Origin of the sequence: Agromyces seonyuensis, assembly GCF_009789225.1 — a bacterium.
Classification (GTDB): domain Bacteria; phylum Actinomycetota; class Actinomycetes; order Actinomycetales; family Microbacteriaceae; genus Agromyces; species Agromyces seonyuensis.
Window position 1 is genome coordinate 40,257 of the sequence record NZ_WSTA01000006.1, and the last position, 22,534, is coordinate 62,790.

The 22,534-nt window shown below is 68.1% G+C and carries 18 protein-coding genes; 10 read left to right on the top strand and 8 right to left on the bottom strand.

Annotated features, from left to right (window positions below):
• Positions 1 to 31 precede the first annotated feature (31 nt).
• From GB864_RS18330 to GB864_RS02540, 6 genes are all read left to right on the top strand, one after another.
• Positions 32 to 2,449 (top strand): DUF6049 family protein, encoded by a 2,418-nt coding sequence (locus tag GB864_RS18330; RefSeq protein ID WP_236778833.1) that lies wholly within the window; start codon positions 32 to 34, stop codon positions 2,447 to 2,449.
• A complete protein-coding gene (murJ, locus tag GB864_RS02520) occupies positions 2,442 to 4,061 on the top strand; it encodes a murein biosynthesis integral membrane protein MurJ (RefSeq protein ID WP_336603843.1) in 1,620 nt (539 codons plus the stop codon). The genes GB864_RS18330 and murJ overlap by 8 nt, the downstream gene beginning before the upstream one ends.
• Before the next feature lie 141 nt (positions 4,062 to 4,202).
• Positions 4,203 to 5,177, top strand: a complete 975-nt coding sequence (gene trxB / locus GB864_RS02525) for a thioredoxin-disulfide reductase (RefSeq protein WP_160422778.1) — start codon at positions 4,203 to 4,205, stop codon at positions 5,175 to 5,177.
• An 82-nt stretch (positions 5,178 to 5,259) separates the two neighbouring features.
• Entirely contained in the window at positions 5,260 to 5,583 is a 324-nt protein-coding gene (trxA, locus tag GB864_RS02530) for a thioredoxin (RefSeq protein WP_160422779.1), read from the top strand.
• Between the two features lie 319 nt (positions 5,584 to 5,902).
• The gene (locus tag GB864_RS02535) at positions 5,903 to 7,093 is read left to right on the top strand and encodes an aminotransferase-like domain-containing protein (protein WP_419672756.1); all 1,191 of its coding nucleotides are present in this window, start codon (positions 5,903 to 5,905) and stop codon (positions 7,091 to 7,093) included.
• A 38-nt stretch (positions 7,094 to 7,131) separates the two neighbouring features.
• A complete protein-coding gene (locus GB864_RS02540; RefSeq protein ID WP_160422781.1) occupies positions 7,132 to 8,127 on the top strand; it encodes a D-alanine--D-alanine ligase family protein in 996 nt (331 codons plus the stop codon).
• 92 nt (positions 8,128 to 8,219) lie between these two features.
• Here GB864_RS02540 and GB864_RS02545 read toward each other — a convergent pair whose 3' ends face one another.
• From GB864_RS02545 to rpmH, 8 genes are all read right to left on the bottom strand, one after another.
• The gene (locus tag GB864_RS02545; RefSeq protein ID WP_160422782.1) at positions 8,220 to 9,257 is read right to left on the bottom strand and encodes a ParB/RepB/Spo0J family partition protein; all 1,038 of its coding nucleotides are present in this window, start codon (positions 9,255 to 9,257) and stop codon (positions 8,220 to 8,222) included.
• Positions 9,257 to 10,087 carry a ParA family protein gene (locus GB864_RS02550; protein ID WP_236778839.1) on the bottom strand — a complete coding sequence of 277 codons (831 nt, stop codon included), beginning with the start codon at positions 10,085 to 10,087 and terminating at the stop codon, positions 9,257 to 9,259. Before GB864_RS02550 ends, GB864_RS02545 begins: the two co-directional genes overlap by 1 nt.
• A gap of 3,908 nt (positions 10,088 to 13,995) precedes the next feature.
• On the bottom strand, positions 13,996 to 14,670 hold the full coding sequence (gene rsmG, locus GB864_RS02555) for a 16S rRNA (guanine(527)-N(7))-methyltransferase RsmG (protein WP_160422783.1): 675 nt from the start codon (positions 14,668 to 14,670) through the stop codon (positions 13,996 to 13,998).
• 30 nt (positions 14,671 to 14,700) lie between these two features.
• Positions 14,701 to 15,204: a Jag family protein gene (locus GB864_RS02560; RefSeq protein WP_160422784.1), complete on the bottom strand. Its 504-nt coding sequence runs from the start codon at positions 15,202 to 15,204 to the stop codon at positions 14,701 to 14,703.
• A gap of 5 nt (positions 15,205 to 15,209) precedes the next feature.
• Positions 15,210 to 16,214, bottom strand: a complete 1,005-nt coding sequence (gene yidC / locus GB864_RS02565) for a membrane protein insertase YidC (RefSeq protein WP_160422785.1) — start codon at positions 16,212 to 16,214, stop codon at positions 15,210 to 15,212.
• Positions 16,215 to 16,223: 9 nt separating this feature from the next.
• Positions 16,224 to 16,637 (bottom strand): membrane protein insertion efficiency factor YidD, encoded by a 414-nt coding sequence (gene yidD, locus GB864_RS02570; RefSeq protein ID WP_160422786.1) that lies wholly within the window; start codon positions 16,635 to 16,637, stop codon positions 16,224 to 16,226.
• Between the two features lie 3 nt (positions 16,638 to 16,640).
• Positions 16,641 to 16,988, bottom strand: a complete 348-nt coding sequence (gene rnpA / locus GB864_RS02575; RefSeq protein ID WP_160422787.1) for a ribonuclease P protein component — start codon at positions 16,986 to 16,988, stop codon at positions 16,641 to 16,643.
• A gap of 6 nt (positions 16,989 to 16,994) precedes the next feature.
• Positions 16,995 to 17,132 (bottom strand): 50S ribosomal protein L34, encoded by a 138-nt coding sequence (gene rpmH, locus GB864_RS02580; protein WP_160422788.1) that lies wholly within the window; start codon positions 17,130 to 17,132, stop codon positions 16,995 to 16,997.
• A 411-nt stretch (positions 17,133 to 17,543) separates the two neighbouring features.
• Here rpmH and dnaA point away from each other — a divergent pair, with 411 nt between their 5' ends.
• The 4 genes from dnaA to GB864_RS02600 all read left to right on the top strand — a co-directional run bounded on the left by dnaA (position 17,544) and on the right by GB864_RS02600 (position 22,524).
• The gene (dnaA, locus tag GB864_RS02585) at positions 17,544 to 18,998 is read left to right on the top strand and encodes a chromosomal replication initiator protein DnaA (protein ID WP_160422789.1); all 1,455 of its coding nucleotides are present in this window, start codon (positions 17,544 to 17,546) and stop codon (positions 18,996 to 18,998) included.
• A 489-nt stretch (positions 18,999 to 19,487) separates the two neighbouring features.
• The gene (dnaN, locus tag GB864_RS02590; protein ID WP_160422790.1) at positions 19,488 to 20,633 is read left to right on the top strand and encodes a DNA polymerase III subunit beta; all 1,146 of its coding nucleotides are present in this window, start codon (positions 19,488 to 19,490) and stop codon (positions 20,631 to 20,633) included.
• A 107-nt stretch (positions 20,634 to 20,740) separates the two neighbouring features.
• Positions 20,741 to 22,009, top strand: a complete 1,269-nt coding sequence (gene recF / locus GB864_RS02595; RefSeq protein ID WP_160422791.1) for a DNA replication/repair protein RecF — start codon at positions 20,741 to 20,743, stop codon at positions 22,007 to 22,009.
• A complete protein-coding gene (locus tag GB864_RS02600; RefSeq protein WP_160422792.1) occupies positions 22,006 to 22,524 on the top strand; it encodes a DciA family protein in 519 nt (172 codons plus the stop codon). Before recF ends, GB864_RS02600 begins: the two co-directional genes overlap by 4 nt.
• The last annotated feature ends 10 nt before the right edge of the window (positions 22,525 to 22,534 follow it).

The window sequence follows — 22,534 nt, forward strand, 5'->3', positions numbered from 1 at the left end:
GCACAGGCCGCCCCACCGTAGAATCGCCAGCATGCTGCCCGAGTCGAACCGTGTGCGTCGACTCCGCCGACCCGACGGCGCCGTTCCGGTGCGCCTGCGTTCGCGGAGCCCGTTCGCCGTGCCCATGCGCCGGTTCGGCTCCGCCGCGCTCGTCGCAGCGCTCGGGGCCGGGATGCTCGGCGGCGCCATGCTCGCGGACGCCGCACTCCCGGCGCTCGCGGCCACGCCGTCCGCGGTCGCCGAGGACGGCACCGTCACCCTCACCGTCGCACTGGCCTCGACGTCCACGATCGACGCGACGCGGGCCGCCGACCCCGCCGCCCAGGCCCAACTGCTCGTCGAGATCGACAACTCGACCGACCGCACGATCGGCGTCGGCAGCGTCCGGCTGTTCACCGCCGCCGGCGCCCTCGACGACGACGACGAGCTCGACGCCTGGCTCACGGCAGATGACTCGGCCCCTGTCGGAGCCGAACTCGGCAGGGTTGAGACGCGAGTCATCCTCCCCGGCGACTCCGCCACCGTCGCCCTCGGCGTGCCGATCTCCGCCTTGGATCCCGGCGTCGACGAAGTGACGCCGATCGGGCTCGGCGCGACCTTCAGCACGGCCGGCAGTTCGGTCGCGGACGGGCGCGGAACCGCGGTGTGGTCCGAGGGGGCAACGGGGACCGTCGGGCTCGCGTCGGTAGCCGCTCTCGTCGCACCCGCTACCGCCGACGGCCTCATCTCCGCCGAGGACCTCGAGGAATTGACGGCGTCGACCGGCGAGCTCTCCCGGCAGCTCGATGCGCTGGCCGATCGGTCGGTCGCCGTGGGCGTCGATCCCCGACTCATCGCGTCGATCCTCGTGCTCGGCGACGGCGCTCCCGAGTCGGCGACCGCATGGCTCGAGCGTCTCAGCGGGGTGTCGAACGAGACGTTCCCGCTGCAGTACGCCGACGCCGACCTCGGACTCCAGGCGCGGCTCGAGCTCGAGTCCCCGCTCCAGCCCCTCGGGTTCCGTGAGGCCACCGCGGCGAGCCTCCTCGTCGATGTGCCCGAAACGGAGTCGCCGACCGCGACGCCGACGCCCGGCGCCTCCGACTCCGACGCCGCTCCCGAGCCGACGTCGACGGCCACCGCCGAGCCCACGACGGACGGCGACGAGAACGGCGAGGACGCTGCCGCCTTCGATCCGGTCGCCGAGGCCCTCGCCGGCTGGCCGTTCTCCCGCGTCGACGTCGCCTGGCCCGCAGACGGAACGGCGATCGCGGGCGACGCCGCGTTCTACTCCACCGCCGGGCTCACCACCGTCATCCGATCCGGCGATCTCGGTGTCGAAGCGGGCGCCTCCGCCGCCGCGACCGTCGAAGGCGGCCTCAGCCTGCTGGCTGACGCGGAACTGTCCGCCGACTACCAGGAGGCTGCGGAGGCGACGTCCGACGCGACGTACCGGGCGGCCGCCGCACGAGCAGCAGCCCGACTCGCCGTCCTTGCACGCTCTGAATCGACCGGCGGCACGGTCCTCGCCGCCGTGAACCGCGAAGCCGCCGGGAGCCCGAGCCGCTTGAGCATGGTCCTCGCCGAGACGGACGCCTTGCCTTGGGTGCGCGCCTCGACGCTCGCCCAGGCGGGAGCGGGTGACGCTCCCGCCCGCGCATTGCCGGAAGGCTCCGCGGACGACGCACACCTTGCCACGGCGGCGACAATGCTCTCCGCCGAGGATGCGGTGACCGAGTTCGCGACGGTCCTCGAGGACCCCGCGCCACTGACCGATCAGCAGCGACGCTCGCTCCTCGGCTCGTTCTCCAACGGCGTCGCGGCGATGCCCGCACTCTGGATCACCGCCACGGACGATTACCTCGACTCGTCGCGCGCGACGGTCGACGCCGTCTCGGTCGTCCCGGCCGCCGACGTCCTCGTCATCTCCTCCGAGGTCGGCGTCACGGTCGAAGTCGCCAACGAGTTGGAGTATCCGGCCACGGTCGAGGTCTCCGCGACGCCGAACAACGGCCGGCTCATCGTGGAGGACGTCGTCGAACTCACCGTCGAGGCGAACTCGCGCGCCACGGCGCGCATTCCGGTCGCGGCCGGCATCGGCAACGGCGAGACTCGGCTGACCGTGCGCCTCGAATCGCCGACCGGCGTGGCGGTGGGATCACCGGTCGTCATCCAGGCCAACGTGCACGCTGATTGGGAGGGCATCGGCGCCGTCGTGCTCGCCATCGGCGCCTTCGGGTTCCTGGCCTTCGGCGTGTTCCGGTCGATCCGCCGACGCCGGGCCGAGCGAGGCGCGGAACACGACGACCATGGCGACGGTGGCGACATGCCTGCCATGGCATCGAGCGAACAGGGCGGTGCGGCATCCATGCCCGACAAGGAATCTTCCGAATTGCACGGGGACCGCGACGACGACGCGCACGAGCGCCCGGACACCGCGGGCGAGCCGAACGAGGCACCGCGTGGCTGATCGCAGCATCGGACGGGCCAGCGCGTTCATCGCGTCGGGGACGATCGTCTCCCGACTCCTCGGGTTCGTCCGGTCGATGGTGCTGGCCGCGTCCTTGGGCGTCGTCGGAGCGAGCGCCGATGCGTTCTCGGTCGGCAACGGCCTGTCGACCATCATCTTCACCATCGTCGCCGGCGGCGTGCTTTCGGCCGTGGTCGTGCCGCTCATCGTGCGGTCCGCTTCGCACGCCGACGGCGGCGGTGCGTACATCAACAAGCTCGTCACGCTCAGCATCGTCCTGCTCGCCGCGGCCGCGCTGATCGCCACGCTCCTCGCTCCGGCACTCACCTTCGTCTGGGGTCGCACCCTCGCGCCCGAGACGTTCGACCTCGCGGTCGCCTTCGCCTACTGGTGCCTCCCGCAGATCTTCTTCTACGGCCTCTACGCGATCCTCGGCGAAGTGCTGAATGCGCGTTCGAGCTTCGGACCGTACACCTGGGCACCGGTCGTCAACAACGTCGTGTCGATCGTCGGCTTCGCCGTCTTCGGCCTCGTCTTCGGCTTCGCCGACGAGGTGAACCGCACGGCCGGCGACTGGACCATCGGCATGATCGCCCTCGTCGGCGGCACGGCCACGCTCGGCATCGCGGTGCAGGCACTCGTCCTCTTCGTCTTCTGGAGGCGCGTCGGACTGCACTTCCGATTCGACTTCCGCTGGCGGGGCGTGGGGCTGCGCAGTGCGGGCCGAATGGCGGGCTGGACGTTCGGGATGCTGCTGCTCTCGACCGTGGCGGGGATCGTCCAGGCGAACGTGGCCGGAACCGCCTCGTCTGCCGGTGCCGCGGCGAATGCAGCACTCGAGTACGCCTGGCTCATCTTCATGCTCCCGCACTCGATCATCACGATGTCGATCGCGACCGCCTACTTCACCCGGATGAGCGCGCATGCGGCGGCCGACCGCATCGCAGATGTGCGTGCCGACCTCTCCAGTGCGATCCGCGGGATCGGCACGATCATCGTGCTGGCCGAAGCGGTGCTGATCACCGTCGCCTTCCCGTTCGCCGCGGTGTTCGAGCCGCGATTCGCCGAGTCGCGTGCCCTCGGTTGGCTCGTCATGGCCTACGGCATCGGCCTGCTCGGCTTCGGCGTCCTCTTCGTCGTCCAGCGCACGTTCTATGCACTCGGCGACACCCGGACGCCCTTCTTCATCACCATCGTGCAAGTGAGCGTCTTCAGCCTGGGTTCGCTCGCCGCCCTCGCGTTGCCGGCGGAGTATCGCGCCGTCGGGATCGCACTCGCGACGACCCTCGGTTCGACCGTCCAGGTCATCGTGTCGCTCGTCGTCCTGCGGCGCCGGCTCGGCCTGCTCGACGGACGCCGGATCGCCACTGCCGTCGTTCGCTCCGTCGCCGCGCTGATCCTGCCGGCCGCCGCCGGCATCGGGATCGTGCTCGCCCTCGGGGTGAATGTGCCGGGCGGCTTCGCGATCGATTCGCGTTGGAGCGCGATCGTGACGATGGTCCTCGTCGGCACGGTCATGTCGGTCCTCTACTTCGGCGGTCTCTGGCTGCTCCGTTCCCCGGAGTTCCGCGGCTTCGCCGAGCCGGTGCTCGCCCGGCTGCGCCGGCGTTGACGACCTCCTGACCGACATCCGGCTCTCGAGGCGGGCACCCGCCGTCACGCTCGGGCGGCTCGGAATATCGCACGCCTACACTGTGTTGACCACTTCGTGCGCCTGAACCACAGGTGCTCGACGAATTTCGAGGAGCCTCGGTTGCGCGACATCATCATCATCGGTTCCGGACCTGCCGGTTTCACCGCCGCGATCTACGCCGCACGCGCACAACTGACCCCGCTGCTCATCGCCTCGTCCGTCGAGGTGGGCGGCGAGCTCGTCAACACGACCGAGGTCGAGAACTTCCCGGGCTTCCCTGAGGGCATCATGGGCCCCGACCTCATGACGAAGATCCAGGCGCAGGCCGAGCGCTTCGGTACCGAGGTCGTCTACGACGACGTCGTCGAGCTCGACGTCGCCGGCCCGGTCAAGCGCGTGAAGCTCGGCAACGGCGAGACCCACGAGGCGAAGACGCTCGTCTTCGCCACGGGCTCGGCCTACCGCAAGCTCGGCCTGCCGGAGGAGGAGCTCCTCTCGGGCCACGGACTGTCCTGGTGCGCCACGTGCGACGGCTTCTTCTTCCGTCAGAAGACGATCGCCGTCGTCGGCGGCGGGGACTCGGCCATGGAGGAGGCGAACTTCCTCACGAAGTTCGCCGACAAGGTCTACGTCCTCCACCGCCGCGACAGCCTCAAGGCGTCGAAGATCATGCAGCAGCGCGCGTTCGACAACCCCAAGATCGAGTTCGTGTGGAACGTCGAGGTCTCGGCGATCCGCGGCGCGTCCGCCGTCACCGGCGTCCAGCTGCGCGACACGGTCACGGGTGAGGAGCGCGAGCTCGAGCTCGACGGCCTGTTCGTCGCCATCGGCAATGACCCCCGCACGCACCTCGTGCACGGCAAGCTCGACCTGACCGTCGAGGGCACCATCGCCGTCCAGGGTCGCACGTCGAAGACGTCCGTCGAGGGCGTGTTCGCCGCCGGCGACGTCATCGACCCGCACTACCGTCAGGCGATCACCGCCGCCGGTTCGGGCGCGGCCGCTGCGCTCGACGCGGAGGTCTTCCTCGCGGGCCTCGAGGACGCCGAGTCCGTCGACGCGGAGCCCGTTCCAGTCGCCGTGGCGGCCAACTGACCTGACGGCCGGACGCCCTGTGGCATCCGACCGCCGAACACCGGCGCCGGCCCGCGGCCGACGCACTGACAAAGGAGAATCCATGAGTGCACGTGCAGTGACCGAGTCCACGTTCGAGGCCGAGGTCCTCCAGAACGACAAGGCCGTGCTCGTCGACTTCTGGGCCGAGTGGTGCGGTCCGTGCCGCGCGGTGAGCCCGATCCTCGACCAGATCGCCTCGGAGCACGCCGACAAGCTCGACATCGTCAAGCTCAACGTCGACGAGAACCCCGGCCTCGCCATGAAGTACCAGATCACCGCGATCCCCGCGATGAAGGTCTTCAAGGGCGGCGAGGTCGTGCAGACCGTCATCGGCGCCAAGCCGAAGCCCGCCCTCGAGGCCGACCTCGCCGCCTACATCGCGTAGTCGGCGGTCGATTCGTACGAAGACCCGTCCGGCGAAAGCCGGGCGGGTCTTCTGCATCCCGGCGGCAACTGCGCGCCGGCGAGGATGCCACGGACCGGAGAGCGGCCCGGTCGCGGGATGACCCGCGGATCGGACCCTCGGGAACACGGGCATACCATGAAGATCCCAGCAGAAACGGAAATCGCAAGTGAGCACTGACGGCGTCCCGCAGCGGACCGGTGACAATCTCGACCCTTGGTACGCGAATTACGCGGAGCGAGCTTCCGGGCTCTCCGCCAGCGAGGTCCGAGCTCTGTTCGCCGTCGCGTCGCGACCCGAAGTGGTCTCGCTCGCCGGCGGCATGCCGTTCGTCTCCGCACTGCCGCAGGAACTCATCCAGGACGCCATGCAGCGCGTCATGGTGGAGAACGGCCCGACCGCTCTGCAGTACGGCGGGGGACAGGGGATTCCCGAGCTTCGCGCGCAGATCCTCGAGGTCATGGCGCTCGAAGGCATCAAGGCATCCGTCGACGACATCGTCACGACCACCGGCTCTCAGCAGGCGCTCGACCTGGTGACCAAGCTCTTCATCGATCCCGGCGACGTCATCCTCGCCGAGGCGCCCTCCTACGTCGGTGCCATCGGCGTCTTCCGCTCGTACCAGGCGAACGTCGTGCACGTCGCGATGGACGACGACGGTCTGATCCCGGATGCCCTTCGCGCGACGATCGCGCGCCTCCGAGGTGAGGGCCGTCGGATCAAGTTCCTGTACACGATCCCCAACTTCCACAACCCGGCCGGCGTGACCCTGTCCGCCGAGCGACGCCCGGAGATCATCGAGATCTGCCGCGAGAACGAGATCCTCATCCTCGAGGACAACCCGTACGGCCTGCTGCACTTCGACGAGCCGGTCCCGAACGCGCTCCGCTCCCTCGATCCCGAAGGCGTCATCTACCTCGGTTCGTTCTCGAAGACACTCGCCCCGGGGTTCCGTGTCGGGTGGGCACTCGCGCCGCACGCCATTCGCGAGAAACTCATCCTCGCGGCCGAGTCGGCGATCCTGTCGCCCTCGTCCTTCTCGCAGATGGTCGTCTCCGAGTACCTTGCGACGGCCGATTGGCGCGCGCAGATCGACCGCTTCCGCGGCGTCTACCGTGAGCGCAAGGATGCGATGATCGAGGCGCTCTCAGAGCATTTGCCGCAACTCAGCTGGACCAATCCCAACGGCGGCTTCTACGTCTGGGTGACCCTGCCCGACATGCTCGACTCCAAGCAGATGCTGCCGCGCGCGGTCCGCGAACTGGTCGCGTACACCCCCGGCACTGCCTTCTTCGCCGACGGACGCGGGCGCCATGCGATGCGACTGTCGTTCTGCTATCCGACGCCCGAGGCGATCCGCACAGGGGTCCGCCGCCTCGCGACGGTGGTGAATGGCGAGCTCGATCTGCTCGACACCTTCGCCGGCACGGGTCGACTGCAACTTCCGGCTGCACCCGACTACGGTTCGACGCCGCCGTCGGACCTCCGTTGAGCCGCACTCCCTTCGAGAACCAGGAGAAAACCCTGATCATGAGCGAAATCGACGCAGCCGCCGACGAGTCGACCGCCGTCGTGAAACGGCCGCTGGACATCGTCGTCCTCGCCGGCGGAATCTCGCACGAGCGCGACATCTCGATCCGTTCGGGACGTCGTGTCGCCGATGCACTCCAGGAAGCGGGCCACCGCGTGATCGTCCGCGATCCGGATGCCTCACTGCTGCCGTACCTCGCGGCGAACCGCCCCGATGTGGTGTTCCCCGCACTGCACGGTTCCTCCGGCGAGGACGGCTCGCTGTTCGAGTTGCTCCACGGTCTCGGTCTCGCGGTCGTCGGGTCTCGCGGAGAGGCGGCGCGTCTCGCGTGGCGCAAGCCCGCAGCATCCGAGGTCGTCGCCCGCGCCGGCGTCGCGGTACCCGACAACATCGTGCTCTCCCACGAGACGTTCCGGGAGCTCGGCGCCCCCAGCGTGCTTGAGGTCCTCCGGAGCGCGATGCCCGGCGAGGTCGTCGTGAAACCGGGATCCGGCGGCTCGGCGCAAGGCGTCTCGATCGTTTCCTCGACCGATGAACTGCCCCGCGCGATGGTCGAGGCGTTCGTCTACGACGATGTCGCCATCGTCGAGCGCCGCATCCTCGGCACCGAGATCGCCGTGACGGTCGTCGATGAAGGCGACGGTCCGGTCGCCCTGCCGGCAGTCGAGATCGTGCCGACCGGTGGGGTCTACACGTTCCAGGCGCGCTACACCGCGGGGGAGACGACCTTCTACGCACCGTCCCGCCTCCCTGACGACCATGCCGAAGCCGCTGCTCGAGCCGCGATCACGGCGCACGGCGCGCTCGGGCTCGGCGACCTGTCCCGGATCGACTTCATCGTCGACGAGGACGGCACGCCCTGGTTCCTCGAGGCCAACGTCGTTCCGGGCCTGACGGAGACGTCGATCGCCCCCCTCGCGATACGTGCTGCGGGCCGCACGCAGGCGGACGTCTACGACGTGCTGGTCGCCCACGCGGCATCACGCTCGGCCTGAGCGGCGCGTTCGGCGTCCGTCCATTCACACGGAACGGGCCCGGTGTTTCACGTGAAACACCGGGCCCATTCCGCTGTACTTCGAACCGAAGATCAGACGCCGGACAGATCGTCGCCGAGCTCTCCGAGGATCCGTCGGAGGTCCTGAACGCTGGCGAAATCAATGCTGATCTGGCCTTTTCGCGCACCCAACGAGATCTTGACCCGAGTGTCGAGGCGGTCCCCGAGCCGAGTAGCGGCTTCGTCCAAGAACTCTTGGCGACGCCCCGCTGCCGGCTTCGCGCGCTTGGAGGTCGGCGCAGCAGTCGCCACTGCCTCAGCTGCACGCACGGAGAGCTCTTCGTTGATGATCTTGTCCGCCAGGTGCTGCATGGCCTCCGGCTCGTTCACCGAGAGGATCGCGCGAGCGTGTCCCGCGGACAGCACGCCGGCGGCAACCTTGAGCTGCACCTTCTCAGGGAGCTTCAGCAGCCGGATCGTGTTGGAGATCTGGGGTCGAGATCGCCCGATGCGATCCGCCAGCTGCTCCTGCGTGATGCCGAAGTCCTCGAGCAGCTGCTGATAGGCGGACGCCTCTTCCAGGGGATTGAGCTGCGATCGGTGCAGGTTCTCGAGCAGGGCGTCGCGGAGCATGTCCTCGTTCGCGGTGTCCTTGACCACCGCAGGGATGCTCGTCCGGCCTGCAGCCTTCGTCGCCCGAAGTCGACGCTCGCCCATGACGAGCTCGTACTTGCCGTCCAGGTCCGGGTGGGGACGCACCACGATCGGCTGGAGGACGCCGAACTCCCGGACGCTGTGGACGAGCTCCGCGAGGTCCTGCTCGTCGAAGACGCTCCGCGGCTGCGCTGCGTTGGGCACGATCGACTCGGGGTCCAGCTGCAGCAGTCGAGCACCCGGGACCGTGAGCAGTGCCTCGTCCTCGCTCGCAGGCTGAGCCGGGACGATCGGCTCTTCGGTCGCGACATCGGCATCGACGGCGGAGCTCTCCGCCGGTTCCGCCGGGGGAGAGGGCGTTGCGGTCGAGTCCGGGAAGAAGACGTCGATCGGACGCTCAGCGGTGCGCTGCTCCTCCGAGATCGTCGGGATCAGTGCGCCGATGCCGCGTCCGAGTCCCGTTCGCTTCGCTGCCATCAGTCGCCTCTCGTCTCTTCACCGCGACGCGCAAGCTCGGCCGCTGCCTCACGATACGACAGCGATCCCGTCGAGCTGTAGTCGTAGCTGATCACGCTCTGCCCGTAACTCGGCGCCTCGGAGACACGAACCGATCGGGGAATGATCGTCTCGAGCGTCTGCTCCGGGAAGTGCTCGCGGACCTCCTGCGCGACCTGCTGCGCAAGATTCGTGCGGGAGTCGTACATCGTGAGCAGGATCGTCGAGAGCCGAAGGTCGTTGTTCAGATGCTTCTGGATCAGATCGATGTTGCTGAGGAGCTGCGAGAGGCCTTCGAGTGCGTAGTACTCGCACTGGATGGGGATGAGCACTTCGCGTGCTGCCACGAATGCGTTGATCGTGAGGAGGCCGAGCGACGGCGGGCAGTCGATGAACACGTACTGGAACGGCTCGTCCACGTTCGCCAGATAGGCATCGAGTGCGCGGCGGAGGCGCTGCTCGCGTGCTACGAGCGAGACGAGCTCGATCTCGGCGCCGGCGAGATGGATCGTCGCGGGAACGCAGAAGAGTCGCTCGTGCTCGGTCGAGGGGTGCACGACTTCAGCGAGGGGGAGATCGTTGACGAGCACTTCGTAGACGCTCTGCATGTCCGAGCGATGCTCGACGCCGAGTGCGGTCGATGCGTTGCCCTGCGGGTCGAGATCGATGACCAGCACCCTCGCACCGGCACGCGCGAGGGCTGCAGCCAGGTTGACCGCAGTCGTGGTCTTCCCGACGCCGCCCTTCTGGTTCGAGATGGTGAAGATTCGAGCCTGTTGCGGCAGCGGCAGCTGCTCACGTTCGAGCGCCATCCGGCGTCGAGTCTCGTCGGCGAGTGCGTCGGCCAGGGGAGTGCCTCCATATCGGGGCGATGTTTCACGTGAAACATCGGCGGGGGGTGGAACCTCGGGAGCGAGCCGTCGGGTGCCGGGGGGTGCAGTGTGCGCGCGAAGATCCGCATCCAGCATGCGGCCACCGGTCGCTTCCGACGTCGGCACCGCCGCGGCTTGGTCAGCGGCCGCGGTCTCGGATGTCATCGGAGGCGGCGGGGTGACGAGGAACTGATCGACTGCCGACGCTGACGCAGACGCCGACTCGGACGAAGCAGGGCCATCCGCCACCGCAAGAGCCGCCTCGCTCTCAGCATCGACCTCGCCGGCCGGTTCTTCGCCGTCGCCTTCGCCCCCAGTGCCGTCGGACTCAACGCCGTCAGGCTCACGGTCTCCGACCTCGAGGCCGTCGGACTCAGCAGTGTCGGATTCAGCGGCGTCAGCCGCACGGTCGTCGCCGTCTCCGACGCCGCCAGGCCCAAGGCCACCAGACTCAGCACCGTCGGCCCCATCGTCTCCGTACTCGTTGTCGCCAGACTCAGCGGTCGCCCAGTCCTGACCCGTCTGCTCCGAGTGCGTGGCCGTCGCGGCATGCGGAGTCGCCGCTTCCTCGAGCGTCTGACTCGCATTGCCGTCGGTCGCGTCCATGGGACGGGGGGCCCACAGGTCCCGATCGCTCGCCTGGATCGCCGTCCATTCCGCGCCCGACGTCTCGACCCCCTCGTCGACGCCGGCTTCCTCACCGGTGTCGTCGCCCGCGGAACTCCACGCGTTCGCTTGGTCGGCATGCTCGGTCTCGTCGGTCGCGGAGGCGTCCACATGGGGTTCGACTTCGGGAGTCGCATCCAATACACCACTCACGTCAGCCTCGCTTGCCGCAAACGGTGCATCGGAGACAGTGTCGTCGTCTTCGCTGTCGGCAATGTCGACACCGACCGCGAGAATTCCATCCGTGACGGTCGACGAGGGAGCAGTGAGCTTCAGTCGCTCTTCGCGTTCGAACATGAACTCGGATCCGACCTCGGACTCAGGCCGAGCACCGTCCTCGGCGTCCACGTCGACGACCGCGTCCAGTTCAGGCTCGTTCCGCTGCTCGACCGTCTGTTCGGTAGTCGCGACGCGGACGTCTCCAGCAGGAGCAGGGTCGACTCCGGCCTCCGAGACAGCTTCGATCTCGGACTCCGCCGGGTCCTGAGTCGGCGCGGCTTCCTGCGCGTCGCCTTCTCGAGGCGGGGCATCTCGCCATTGCGCCAGCGGGTCGAATCCAGAAGCGAAGTCGTCACCCGCGTCGTCGAGAGCAGCCGCAGTCGCTGCATCCCAGTCGATGCGAGCAGCTGGGCTGCGCTGTCCGTCAGCTCGAACCGAGTATCCGTTCAGTACCTGCGGCTCATGACGGTAGGTACCGTCGATCAACTCGGCATAGTGCTCTGTGGGGTCTGCACCGGCCCACACCTCAGCTCGACGCACCGGGTCGTTCGTCTCCCCGTACGGAGTGGGGGAGTGGTGTGACGACCGCTGAGGTGCATCGTCAACCTCCGTCTCGCTTCCCGTCACAGCGATGACGACCGGTGCCGAGGCACTCGCCGGTTCACTTGCCGACTGGACCGGGGGCCTCGAAGCGATCACCGGCGGCGCGGGTGCGGACGAATCCGGCTGCATCGCCCCTTCGGTGGCCGACTTCGACGAGGCAGTTTGTGCGAGGGTCGTCGGCGACTCATCCGCCGGCCGACGGCTCCGCCTGCGGAACCATCCGCGACCGCCGTCACCCGCCATCTCGCTGCCCCTTCCGACCGCTTCGTCGGACCTGCTCAACGAGCATCCGACACGCTACCCAAGACTATCCGTCGACCGACGACACACCGATGACCGACGTCGGCGCGGATGGCCTCGACCCGTTCTCAACTGTGGAGGACGGATGTGGAGAACGTCTTCGCCCTCCGTGGACACGTTCGGACTTCACCATGGGCCGTCACCCCCAGAACGCTGGAAACCTGCGGAACAGCCGCGTTGGGAGCCGATCCGCCCGACTTATGCACAGATCGAGCCTCGAGTTATGCACAGACCTGTGGAGAACTCCCGTGGATAATCCTGTGGAGAACTGCTGTGTATAAGTGCGTGGCTCGCGTCATCAGCTGGACCGTTTCGCACCTTCGCCGCCTCGACCGACTCCATTGAACACCCTGATCTCACAGGTCCACTGCAGCGCACGGGGGCAAAGCGAACCCGCTCCACCGTGCCGACCGACTGATCGACCGCGCGCCACATCGAGGCCTCTAGTAGTCCGTCGACGTCCGGCGCGACTGAGCGTCAAGAGCACGCGCGAGAGCAACGCGTATCGCGGGTCTGTTCGCGTGCCGATGGGACGGCTTGGCTGGGAGCAGCGCAGTCAGGGGAGAACCCTCCAGCACGACAGCCTGCTCGCGAAGTGGGGAATCGTCCGAGGGAAGCCCTGGCAACTCGATGCTGCGGAACCCGAGGCTTCGGAAGCGATCTCGAGTCGAGTGGGAGGACGTCAGGACGCGCCGGGTGTTTCACGTGAAACATCGCCGAATCCGTTCGACGGGCCCGTCCTCGCACCACCGCGTCGAAGGCTGCCCTGACCGTGACGGACCGATGCGCGAACTCCGCAACTCCGGCGCGAAACTACGAGACCAGGGCAGCGACGAAGAGGCTCGGAAGAGGAAGCAGAGGTGGAAGAGGATCGGAAGTGGAAGCAGAGGTGCGCGGGGGACGCGAGGCTTCGAGAAGGTGCCGGCGACAACATCCCCAGGACACCGCCGCCGAGAATGCAATCGCCACAGACCCGGGGGGCATCAGCGGCAGGCAGACTCAGGAACGTGCGTCGGGAAGTCGTAACAATGTCCGGCCGACACCGTCAACCAGCCCCGAACCTCCTACCGCCTCGGTCGCCAGGACCCCGTCAGACGGCTTCCCTCGGCGGGCCCCGGCGGCTTCCCTCGGATGACTCCCGCGTCCGGCTCGCCCTCACGTCTCCCGACGAAGCCACCGCCCGACGACGACAAGCAGTAGTGAGCCGCTCGGCGACCAGTGACGAACTGGACCACTGCGACGACCCATCCGGCCTCAGCGCACTCAGGGAGATCCCGCATGGGCGGAGACGGGTGTTCAGGAGCCGCAAGCGCACGTCTCACCTGAACTGCCGGACTCTCGCTCCAAGCACCTCGACCCGCGAGGGGCTCCCTGCAGGAGCAGCGAGCAGAGCTGGTTTCAGGTCAGTCCCCCCACGTGACGACCGAGGATGCAGGATTCGTACCCTCCCCAGTAGGGCCTTGCCGACGCCGCCGAGCCAGGTCGATTCCGAAACTCATCCCGGCTGACAACCGTGAACCGAGAGTTCGCTCCGGCCCTCCGCCTACGGCGCCCCATCGGGATCCCTCCGAGCATCACCGCCGAGGAAGCGCGAAGCAGCGCCTCGGCAGGCTCGCGGAGACGGCTCGGCAGTACCGCGAACCGTCGCACGGGCGATGCGATTCACGCCCTCCGACGGACCCCGCCGGCAACGGGATGAGCCGGTCGTGCTGCGCGGCAGCGTGCGGTGATCAGACTGAGCTTCACCGCATCGACGAGACACCAAACGCACGCAGCGCAGGCATCCGAAGCGCGAGAGAGCTAGACCGCCGGCTGCCGCCCTTGCCCAGCAACCGCACTCCATGCCGGCGACGACCGTCCGGAGCCAACGCGCGGTGAGGACGCCGCCCACCGACGGACGTGACGGCGAAGCTACGAACGGCACCCGCGTGACTCCCGACCACAGCGAGCCGACCTCGGCGCGAGCCAACAGAGCCGCCCTGCGTCACCCAGACGAACCTGCCCGAACGAACGACGAAGGCCGCATCCCTCGCGGGACACGGCCTTCGAAAAGCCGGTGCTCAGTGCACGATCGCGCGGAACACTCGCGTGAGTTCGGCCTCCGGGACGATGCCTTCACCGAGGACCAGAACCTCGGGCTCAGTCACCCGGTACTTGCGGAACACCTTGGCGGCGGCGTCGATCTCGCGCTCCACGCTCGAGCCCTTCATCAGCACGAGCTCGCCGCCATCCTTCAGCAGGGGAGCGGTGATCGGGATCAACGTGCGAAGCGCGCTGACCGCGCGCGCCGTGACCTGCGTGAAGGAGTCATCCATTCGCGCTTCCTCGGAGCGAGCACGGACGACGGTCACGTTCTGCAGTCCGAGTTCCGCGACCTGCCGCTCGAGCCACGCCACGCGCCGCTCCATGGGCTCGATCAGCACGAAGTCGACATCAGGACGCTGGATCGCCAGCACCAGGCCGGGCAGGCCGGCGCCGCTGCCGACGTCGGCAACACGGCCCGGCCGGAGCAGCGGAGCGACGAGCCCGCTGTTCAGAAGGTGTCGCGTCCACAGGCGGGGGAGTTCGAGCGGGCCGATCAGCCCGAGCTCCTCGCCGTGCTTCGTCAACGCCGCGGCGAACGCACGAACGCCGTCGATGTGTTCGCCGAAGAACTCAGCAGCCGCGGCAGGCTCGGCTTCGACGACCGCCGGAGCGGCGACCTGGGCCGCCTCCGGCTGCTCGACGTCACTCATGCGCGCATCCAGTCCGTTTCACGTGAAACATCACGCGGTGCGCGAGATGACCGTGTGGCGGTCTGCGCCTTCGCCGCGGGACTCCGAGTGGAACCCGTGCTCGGCGACCAGGTCGTGCACGAGCTTGCGCTCGTACGAAGACATCGGGGGGAGTGCCGCCTCAGTCGCGCCCGCTTCGAGCTTCTCGACCGCGCGATCGACGATGCGTCCGAGCTCCGACTTGCGCGCGTCGCGCGAGCCGCCGATGTCGAGGATGAGGCGCGAGAACGAACCGGTCTTCGCCTGGACGGCGAGACGCGTGAGCTCCTGCAACGCACCGACGGTCTCGGGCTTCGAGAGCACTGCGAGGTTGGCGCCGGACGTGGCATTGACCGACAGGTAGGCGCGTCCGTTCCGAGCGTCGATGTCGATGTCACCGTCGAGATCGGCGATGTCCAACAGCTCCTCGATGTAGTCGGCGGCGATGTCGCCTTCCGCTTCGAGCTGCGAGAGGTCCGTGGTCTCCGGCTGGGCTTCGGCCTGGATGTCCGTCATGTCGTTCACTTCCCGGTGTCGTTCGTGCCGTCGGCCGCGGCCGGCCGGCCGGTCGTGCCCTGCTGCTTCTTCGCGCGTGCCTTGCTCATCGGCTGCTGACGCTGCGTCGGCTTCTTCTCTTCGAGGACGATCGTCGGGCCCCCGGCGCCCTCGTCGACGACGAGCTTGCCCTTGCGGGCGAGACGCTCCTCGCGCTCCTTCGCCGCCTGGCTACCGGGCGTGGGCATGTTGCGGATCACGAGGAACTGCTGACCCATGGTCCAGAAGTTCGTGGTGAGCCAGTAGAACATCACGCCGAGCGGGAAGGCGACGCCGGAGAAGAGGAACACGAAGGGGAGCAGGTAGAGGAGGATGCGCTGCTGCCGGAACATCGGGCTCGCCTTGGTCTCCTCGGACATGTTCTTGGAGACGATCTGGAGCTGCGTGATGAACTGCGACGCGGTCATCAGCACGATCATCGTGACGGCGATCGCGATGACCTGCCACGGGCCGCCCTCATTGACGGCCTTGACGAGCGTCGAACTGAGGGGCGCACCCAGGAACTCGGCGTGCGCGAAGGACTGCGCGAGATCCTGCGAGAGGAGGCCGACGCCGGCAGTGCCCTTGTTGTACGCGTCGTTCAGCACCGAGAAGAGGCCGAAGAAGATCGGCATCTGGATGAGGAGCGGCAAGCACGAGGAGAGCGGGTTGGTCCCGGTCTGCTGGTAGAGCGCCATCGTCTCCTTGGACATCGCCTCGCGGGAGAACTGGTCGTTCTTCCCGCGGTACTTGTCCTGGATCTTCTTCAGCTGCGGCGCGACCTCGAGCATGCGGCGCTGGTTCTTGATCTGCTTCACGAAGAGCGGGATCAGGGCGGCGCGCACGACGACCACGAGGCCGACGATCGAGAGCACCCACGTCACACCGCTGTCCGGGTCCATCCCGAAGAACGTCCACATGGAGTGGAAGGAGACGAGGAGCAACTCGATGGCCCATTTGATGGGCCAGAGAATGATGCCGATGAAGTCCATGGGCGGGGATCAGTCCTTTCGGGACAGTGCGGGGGAGTCGGTGAGCCGAGCGGAGGTCGGGTGCTCGTGCAGGTCTGTACCCGTGTGGTGGTGGTGCCCGGTCGCATGATGATCGGCGGGGACGCCCTCGCCGGGCACCACGAAACCGAACGGGGTGATGCGCAACGGGCCGCGCCGACCGGTGCGCACCTCGTCGATGCCGCCGCGCGCGAAGGGGTTGCAGCGAAGGATGCGCCAGAGCGTCAGACCGCTGCCGACGAGGACGCCGCGTTGCTGCACCGATCCGAGCCCGTAGGCCGAGCACGACGGGTAGTAGCGGCAGACGTCGCCGTAGAGCGGCGAGATGAGCTTCCGGTAGCCGACGAGCAGCACGACCGCGAGATTCCGCGGGAGATACGCGACCGTCGACAGCATGCTGCGCATGAGTCAGTGCTCTTCCGTGCGGACCGTGCGTTGCCCGGTCTTCTGCACATCGCGCTCGAGGGCATCCCACCCGGCGTCAGCGGCGGAGGGCAGCGCCCGGAAGACGACATCGACGCCGGAGAAGCCGGCGTCGACGAGACCGCGGCTGGCCGCCTTCAGGCGTCGCCGAACGGAGTTACGACAAACGGCGTTGCCGACCTTCTTCGAAACGATGAATCCGAAGCGGGCCGGAACGCCGGTGCCGGTGATGCGGTAGTAGCTCACGATGTGCGCGCCTCCGGACCGTGCGCCTCGGCGGACGAGGACGCGATAGTCCTCGGCGCTCGTGAGACGGTTGGCCCTGGCGAGCACCGAGGCTCAGGCGGAGAGCTCGGTGCGGCCCTTGCTGCGGCGGGCCGAGAGAATGGCGCGGCCGGCGCGGGTGCGCATGCGCAGGCGGAAGCCGTGCTTCTTGGCGCGGCGGCGGTTGTTGGGCTGGAACGTGCGCTTGGTCATTTCGTGCTCCGAACGGGGGTTTTGTCCTCGGATCGCACAACTGCAGCGGCGGCCCGGGAAACTTCAGCGCCCTGGTTGGGCGTGGGTCAACCTCATTACCCTACGGCATGACGCCCTGGCGGACAAAGCCCGGCGGCGCCGAAACCATCGATTATCGCCCGATACTCAGCATCCGCTCGCCGCGACACGCATCGGTCCACAGGCTGTGCGCGAGTTATTTGGCCGGAGGGTCGCACTCCGATACGTTGTCAGTCCGAGTTATCCCCAACCTGTTCCGCGAGATTCCGCCGGTTTCCCGGCTTCGCCTGCGGTGGCGGTGGATAACAGTGTGGATGAATCGAGCTCGTGCCGCTCGCTGCATCGTCGGGGGAACGATGAGCGGCGCGACATGACGTAGGGATGCGGGGAACGATGGCCGACGAGCCGACTGCCGATGAGATCTGGGCGACCGTGCTCGGACGCCTCGACGACGACGAGGCGCTCACCGAGTACATGAAGGCGTTCCTCGGTCTCGTGCGTCCCAAGGGGATCGGCGGCGGCACGTTCTACCTCGAGGTGCCCAACGACTTCACTGCGACGATGCTCAATCAGCGGATGCGCGTCGCCCTGCTCACCGCGATGGCCTCGCTCGACCAGGCGCCGACGAGTTTCTACGTCGTCGTGAACCCGGAGCTCGAGGAGGCGCCCCGGTTCGACACCGGTCTGCCCGACGGACCGGTGCCGTCGCCCCGCGGACCGATCGGCATCGTGGGAGCGCCGGCCGACGACGTCGCGACGCCGGCCGCACCGCAGTCGGTCTTCGAGCACACGAGCCCGGAACCGCCGCGCGACTCACGGCTCAACCCGAAGTACAGCTTCGACAACTTCGTCATCGGCCAGTCCAACCGCTTCTCGCACGCGGCCGCGGTCGCGGTCGCCGAGGCGCCGGCGAAGGCCTACAACCCGCTCTTCATCTACGGCGACTCCGGGCTCGGCAAGACCCACCTCCTCCATGCGATCGGGCACTACGCGCAGTCGATGTACCCGGGCATCCGGGTGCGCTACGTCAGCTCCGAGGAGTTCACGAACGACTTCATCAACTCGATCGCGAACAACCGCGGCGCGCTCTTCCAGCAGCGCTACCGCAACATCGACATCCTGCTGATCGACGACATCCAATTCCTGCAGGGCAAGGCCGAGACGCAGGAAGCCTTCTTCCACACGTTCAACACGCTCCACGACCACAACAAGCAGGTCGTCATCACGAGCGACGTGCCGCCCAAGCATCTCACCGGGTTCGAGGACCGGATGCGGTCGCGATTCGAGTGGGGGCTCATCACCGACGTCCAGGCACCGGACCTCGAGACGCGCATCGCGATCCTGCGCAAGAAGGCGCAGTCCGAGCGGCTCATGGTCCCGGACGACATCCTCGAGTACATGGCGACGAAGGTCTCGTCGAACATCCGCGAACTCGAGGGCACACTCATCCGCGTGACGGCTTTCGCGAGCCTCAACCGCACGCCCGTCGACATGCAGCTCACCCAGACGGTGCTGAAGGACCTCATCACGGACGACTCCGACAACGTCGTGGCGCCGGTCGACATCATCACGGCGACGGCGGACTACTTCAAGCTCACGGTCGACGACCTCTACGGGTCGAGCCGGTCGCAGGCGGTCGCGACCGCACGGCAGATCGCGATGTACCTCTGCCGGGAGATGACGAGCCTGTCGCTGCCGAAGATCGGCCAGCTCTTCGGCAACCGCGACCACACCACGGTGATGTACGCCAACAAGAAGATCTCGGAGCTCATGAAGGAGCGCCGATCGATCTACAACCAGGTCACCGAGCTGACGGCGCGGATCAAGCAGACGAGCCGGATCCGCTGAATCCGAAGCTTCGCGATGCGGCGCCTGGCCCTCGGCCGGCGCCGTTTCGCGTTGCTGCGCAGTCGGCGACGGACTGACTCGGCAGCCCGGGTTCGATCCGAACCGTCCACAACCTCAGGTTGTCGGAACTCCGTGGTGTTAACAGCAGTCTGTTAACAGCGTTAACGCGTGTGGAAACTGTGGACAGTTCGTACGACCCGCGCGAACCCGCGCATCCGAGCCGATCCCCTTTGTGGAGGTCCTGTGTTAACAGCACGGATGACTCGGGGCAGCCGTCGTCGCGACCGACATCCAATTCACAAGCCGGCCCCCGGACTGAACAATTCGAGGCGGGTTGCTCGTTAACAATCCACAAGTTATCCACACTTGTGCAATCCGTCCCGGCACGGCGCCGCGTGTGCGCCTCGTCGGGCCCACCCCCTAGCATTGGAGGGCGCGCGCGGGTGCACCGATCCCGTGAGCGCAGCCACGAGATCGACGGGAGAACGTGTGAAGTTCCAGGTCAACCGCGACGTGTTCAGCGAGGCCGTCTCGTTCGCCGTGAAGCTGCTGCCGCAGCGCACGACGCTGCCGATCCTCTCGGGCGTGCTGATCCAGGCGACCGACGAGGGCCTCGTGCTGTCGTCCTTCGACTACGAGGTGTCGTCGCAGACCGAGATCGCCGCCGATGTCGAGGAGCCCGGCACGGTGCTCGTCTCCGGCCGACTCCTCGCCGACATCGCGAGCAAGCTCCCGAACGCGCCCGTGCGCTTCGTCACCGAGGAGACCCGCATCTCCGTCTCGTGCGGCAGCGCCAAGTTCACGCTGCTGTCCATGCCGGTCGAGGAGTACCCCGCGATCCCGGAGATCGATGCCCCGACGGGCCTCGTGCCGGCCGAGGACTTCGCGGACGCCGTCTCGCAGGTGGCCGTCGCCGCATCTCGCGACGACGTCACGCCCGTCATCACCGGGGTGCAGCTCGAGATCGCCGACAACCGCCTCAGCCTCGTCGCGACCGACCGCTACCGCGTCGCGATCCGCGACATCGACTGGGACGGCGGCACCGCAGGCGAAGACGCCGCGACCGCGCTGGTCCCGGCTCGCACGCTGCAGGAGGTCGGCAAGACCTTCGGTCACTCGGGCAACATCTCCGTCTCGATCACAGCGCGCGACGACCGCCAGCTGATCGCCTTCTCGGCGGAGAAGAAGACGGTCACCTCGCTGCTCATCAAGGGCAACTTCCCGCCCGTGCGTCGGCTCTTCCCCGAGACGGTCGACAACTACGCGGTGCTCAACACCGCCGAGCTCATCGAAGCCACTCGGCGCGTCTCCCTCGTGCTCGAGCGCGAGGCCGCGCTGCGGTACTCGTTCGGCGAGGACGGCCTGAAGCTCGAGGCCATCGGCAGCGAGCAGGCCCAGGCGTCCGAGACGGTCGACGCGATCGTCACCGGCGACGAGGTGGTCGTCTCGTTGAAGCCGCAGTTCCTCCTCGACGGCCTCGGCGCCGTGCACTCGGAGTACGTGCGCATCTCATTCACGAAGACCGAGAACCCCAACAAGCCGGGCCCCGTCCTCATCACCGCGCAGACGTCGCGCGACCAGGCCGGCACCGACAGCTACCGCTACCTGCTGCAGCCGAACCTGCTGCTGCGCTGAACCGGAACGGATGCGGCGACCGCCCTCCTCGGGCCGGCCGCCGCATCGGTCGTGTCGGGAGCGCCCGGTACCCTGAGGCGGTCGGTTCGAGCGGGAGGAGTGCGTCGATGCACGTCGCACGGCTCTCGCTCACCGACTGGCGCAACTACGAACGAGCGGAGCTCGAGCTCGATGCCGGCCCGACCGTCCTCGTCGGCCGCAACGGCCAGGGCAAGACCAACCTCGTCGAATCGATCGGCTATCTCGCGACGCTCGGTTCGCACCGGGTGTCCGCCGACCAGCCGTTGGTCCGGGCCGGAGCTGATGCCGCGATCGTGCGTGCCCTGCTGTCGCACGACGGCCGCGACATCCTCGTCGAACTCCAGGTGAATCGTTCGGGAGCGAACCGCGCACAGGTGAACCGTTCGCCGGCGAAGCCGCGCGACCTGCCGCGCTACTGCCATTCCGTGCTGTTCGCCCCGGAGGATCTCGCGATCGTGCGCGGCGAGCCCGGTCAGCGCCGTCGACTGCTCGACGAGCTGCTCGTGCAGCTCAGCCCGCGCCTCGCGGGCGTCATGGCCGACTACGACCGCGTGCTCCGGCAGCGCAACTCGCTGCTCAAGTCGGCGAAGGCGCGCGGCACGGCGGCCGACAAGCTGACCACGCTCGACATCTGGGACGAACGCCTCGTGGAGTTCGGCACCGAACTCATCGACCGTCGAAGCCGGCTCGTCGCCGAACTCGCCGAGCCCGTGCGTCTCGCCTATGCGGGCATCGTGGACGCCGATCACCGTCCGACCTTGACACCGCAGCTTTCCATCGACGGCGCGGGCGAGCAGGACGACCGCGACCGCGGTGCGGCCTCGGCCGAGCTCCCCGCCGACGCGGGCACGGCCGACCGGTTCCGTACGGCGTTGGCGTCCGTGCGTCGGCGCGAGCTCGAGCGCGGCGTGACGCTCGTCGGTCCGCACCGCGATGATGTGCTCCTCGAGCTCAACGGGCTGCCTGCGAAGGGGTACGCGAGCCACGGCGAGTCCTGGTCGTTCGCACTCGCGCTGCGTCTGGCCGGCGCCGAACTCCTCCGCCGCGATTCCCCGGCGGGCGACCCCGTGCTCGTGCTCGACGACGTCTTCGCCGAACTCGATCGACGGCGACGGGAGCGGCTCGCCGCGGCGATCGCGGGATACGAGCAGGTGCTCATCACGGCCGCCGTGCTCGAGGACGTCCCGACCGAGCTCGCCGCGCGGCTCGTGCACATCGACGCGGGTCGCATCCTCGAGCAGGACGGCGAGCACGTCGTCGCGGTCGCCCCGGCTGGCGATGTCCCCGGAACCGGCGAGGATGGGACCGGCGACGGCGAGGATGGGACCGAGGCCACGGAGGGAGCGGACGGATGACGGCGGTCGACCCCCAGCACGACGCGCGGCCCGACCCGCTGGCCGAGGCCGAGCGCGTCTACCGGCATTTCCGGGAGATCTTCGGCGGTGCCGAGCAGGCGCCGCGGCGGCGGCCGAAGCGTCGGCACGAGCCCACCGAAGACCTGCCCTTCACGCCCGGCCGCGACCCGCGCCCGCTCGGCGACGCGCTCGCGAAGCTCACGAGCGAACTCGGTTGGAGCGCCCCGCTCTCCCAGCACGCGCTGCTGGCGTCGTGGGTCGAGATCGCGGGCGCCGACATCGCCGCGCACTCCGAGCCGCTCGCCGTCGAGGGCCCGGTCCTCGCGGTCAAGTGCGAGTCCACGGCCTGGGCGGTGCAGCTCCGGCTGGTGCAGGCCGGTCTCGTCACGCGCATCCTCGAGAAGTTCCCCGAATCGGGGGTGCAGTCGATCCGCTTTCAAGGGCCGGACGCGCCATCCTGGAAAAAGGGTCCCAGATCGGTTCCAGGGCGCGGTCCGCGCGATACCTACGGCTGAGCCGACGAAA

Bases quoted from the DNA above. Each gene is read 5' to 3' on its own strand.
- GB864_RS18330 (WP_236778833.1), top strand. From the start codon at position 32: ATGCTGCCCGAGTCGAACCGTGTGCGTCGACTCCGCCGACCCGACGGC.
- trxA (WP_160422779.1), top strand. From the start codon at position 5,260: ATGAGTGCACGTGCAGTGACCGAGTCCACGTTCGAGGCCGAGGTCCTC.
- GB864_RS02540 (WP_160422781.1), top strand. From the start codon at position 7,132: ATGAGCGAAATCGACGCAGCCGCCGACGAGTCGACCGCCGTCGTGAAA.
- GB864_RS02545 (WP_160422782.1), bottom strand. From the start codon at position 9,257: ATGGCAGCGAAGCGAACGGGACTCGGACGCGGCATCGGCGCACTGATC.
- GB864_RS02550 (WP_236778839.1), bottom strand. From the start codon at position 10,087: ATGGCGCTCGAACGTGAGCAGCTGCCGCTGCCGCAACAGGCTCGAATC.
- rsmG (WP_160422783.1), bottom strand. From the start codon at position 14,670: ATGAGTGACGTCGAGCAGCCGGAGGCGGCCCAGGTCGCCGCTCCGGCG.
- GB864_RS02560 (WP_160422784.1), bottom strand. From the start codon at position 15,204: ATGACGGACATCCAGGCCGAAGCCCAGCCGGAGACCACGGACCTCTCG.
- yidC (WP_160422785.1), bottom strand. From the start codon at position 16,214: ATGGACTTCATCGGCATCATTCTCTGGCCCATCAAATGGGCCATCGAG.
- yidD (WP_160422786.1), bottom strand. From the start codon at position 16,637: ATGCGCAGCATGCTGTCGACGGTCGCGTATCTCCCGCGGAATCTCGCG.
- rpmH (WP_160422788.1), bottom strand. From the start codon at position 17,132: ATGACCAAGCGCACGTTCCAGCCCAACAACCGCCGCCGCGCCAAGAAG.
- dnaA (WP_160422789.1), top strand. From the start codon at position 17,544: ATGGCCGACGAGCCGACTGCCGATGAGATCTGGGCGACCGTGCTCGGA.
- recF (WP_160422791.1), top strand. From the start codon at position 20,741: ATGCACGTCGCACGGCTCTCGCTCACCGACTGGCGCAACTACGAACGA.
- GB864_RS02600 (WP_160422792.1), top strand. From the start codon at position 22,006: ATGACGGCGGTCGACCCCCAGCACGACGCGCGGCCCGACCCGCTGGCC.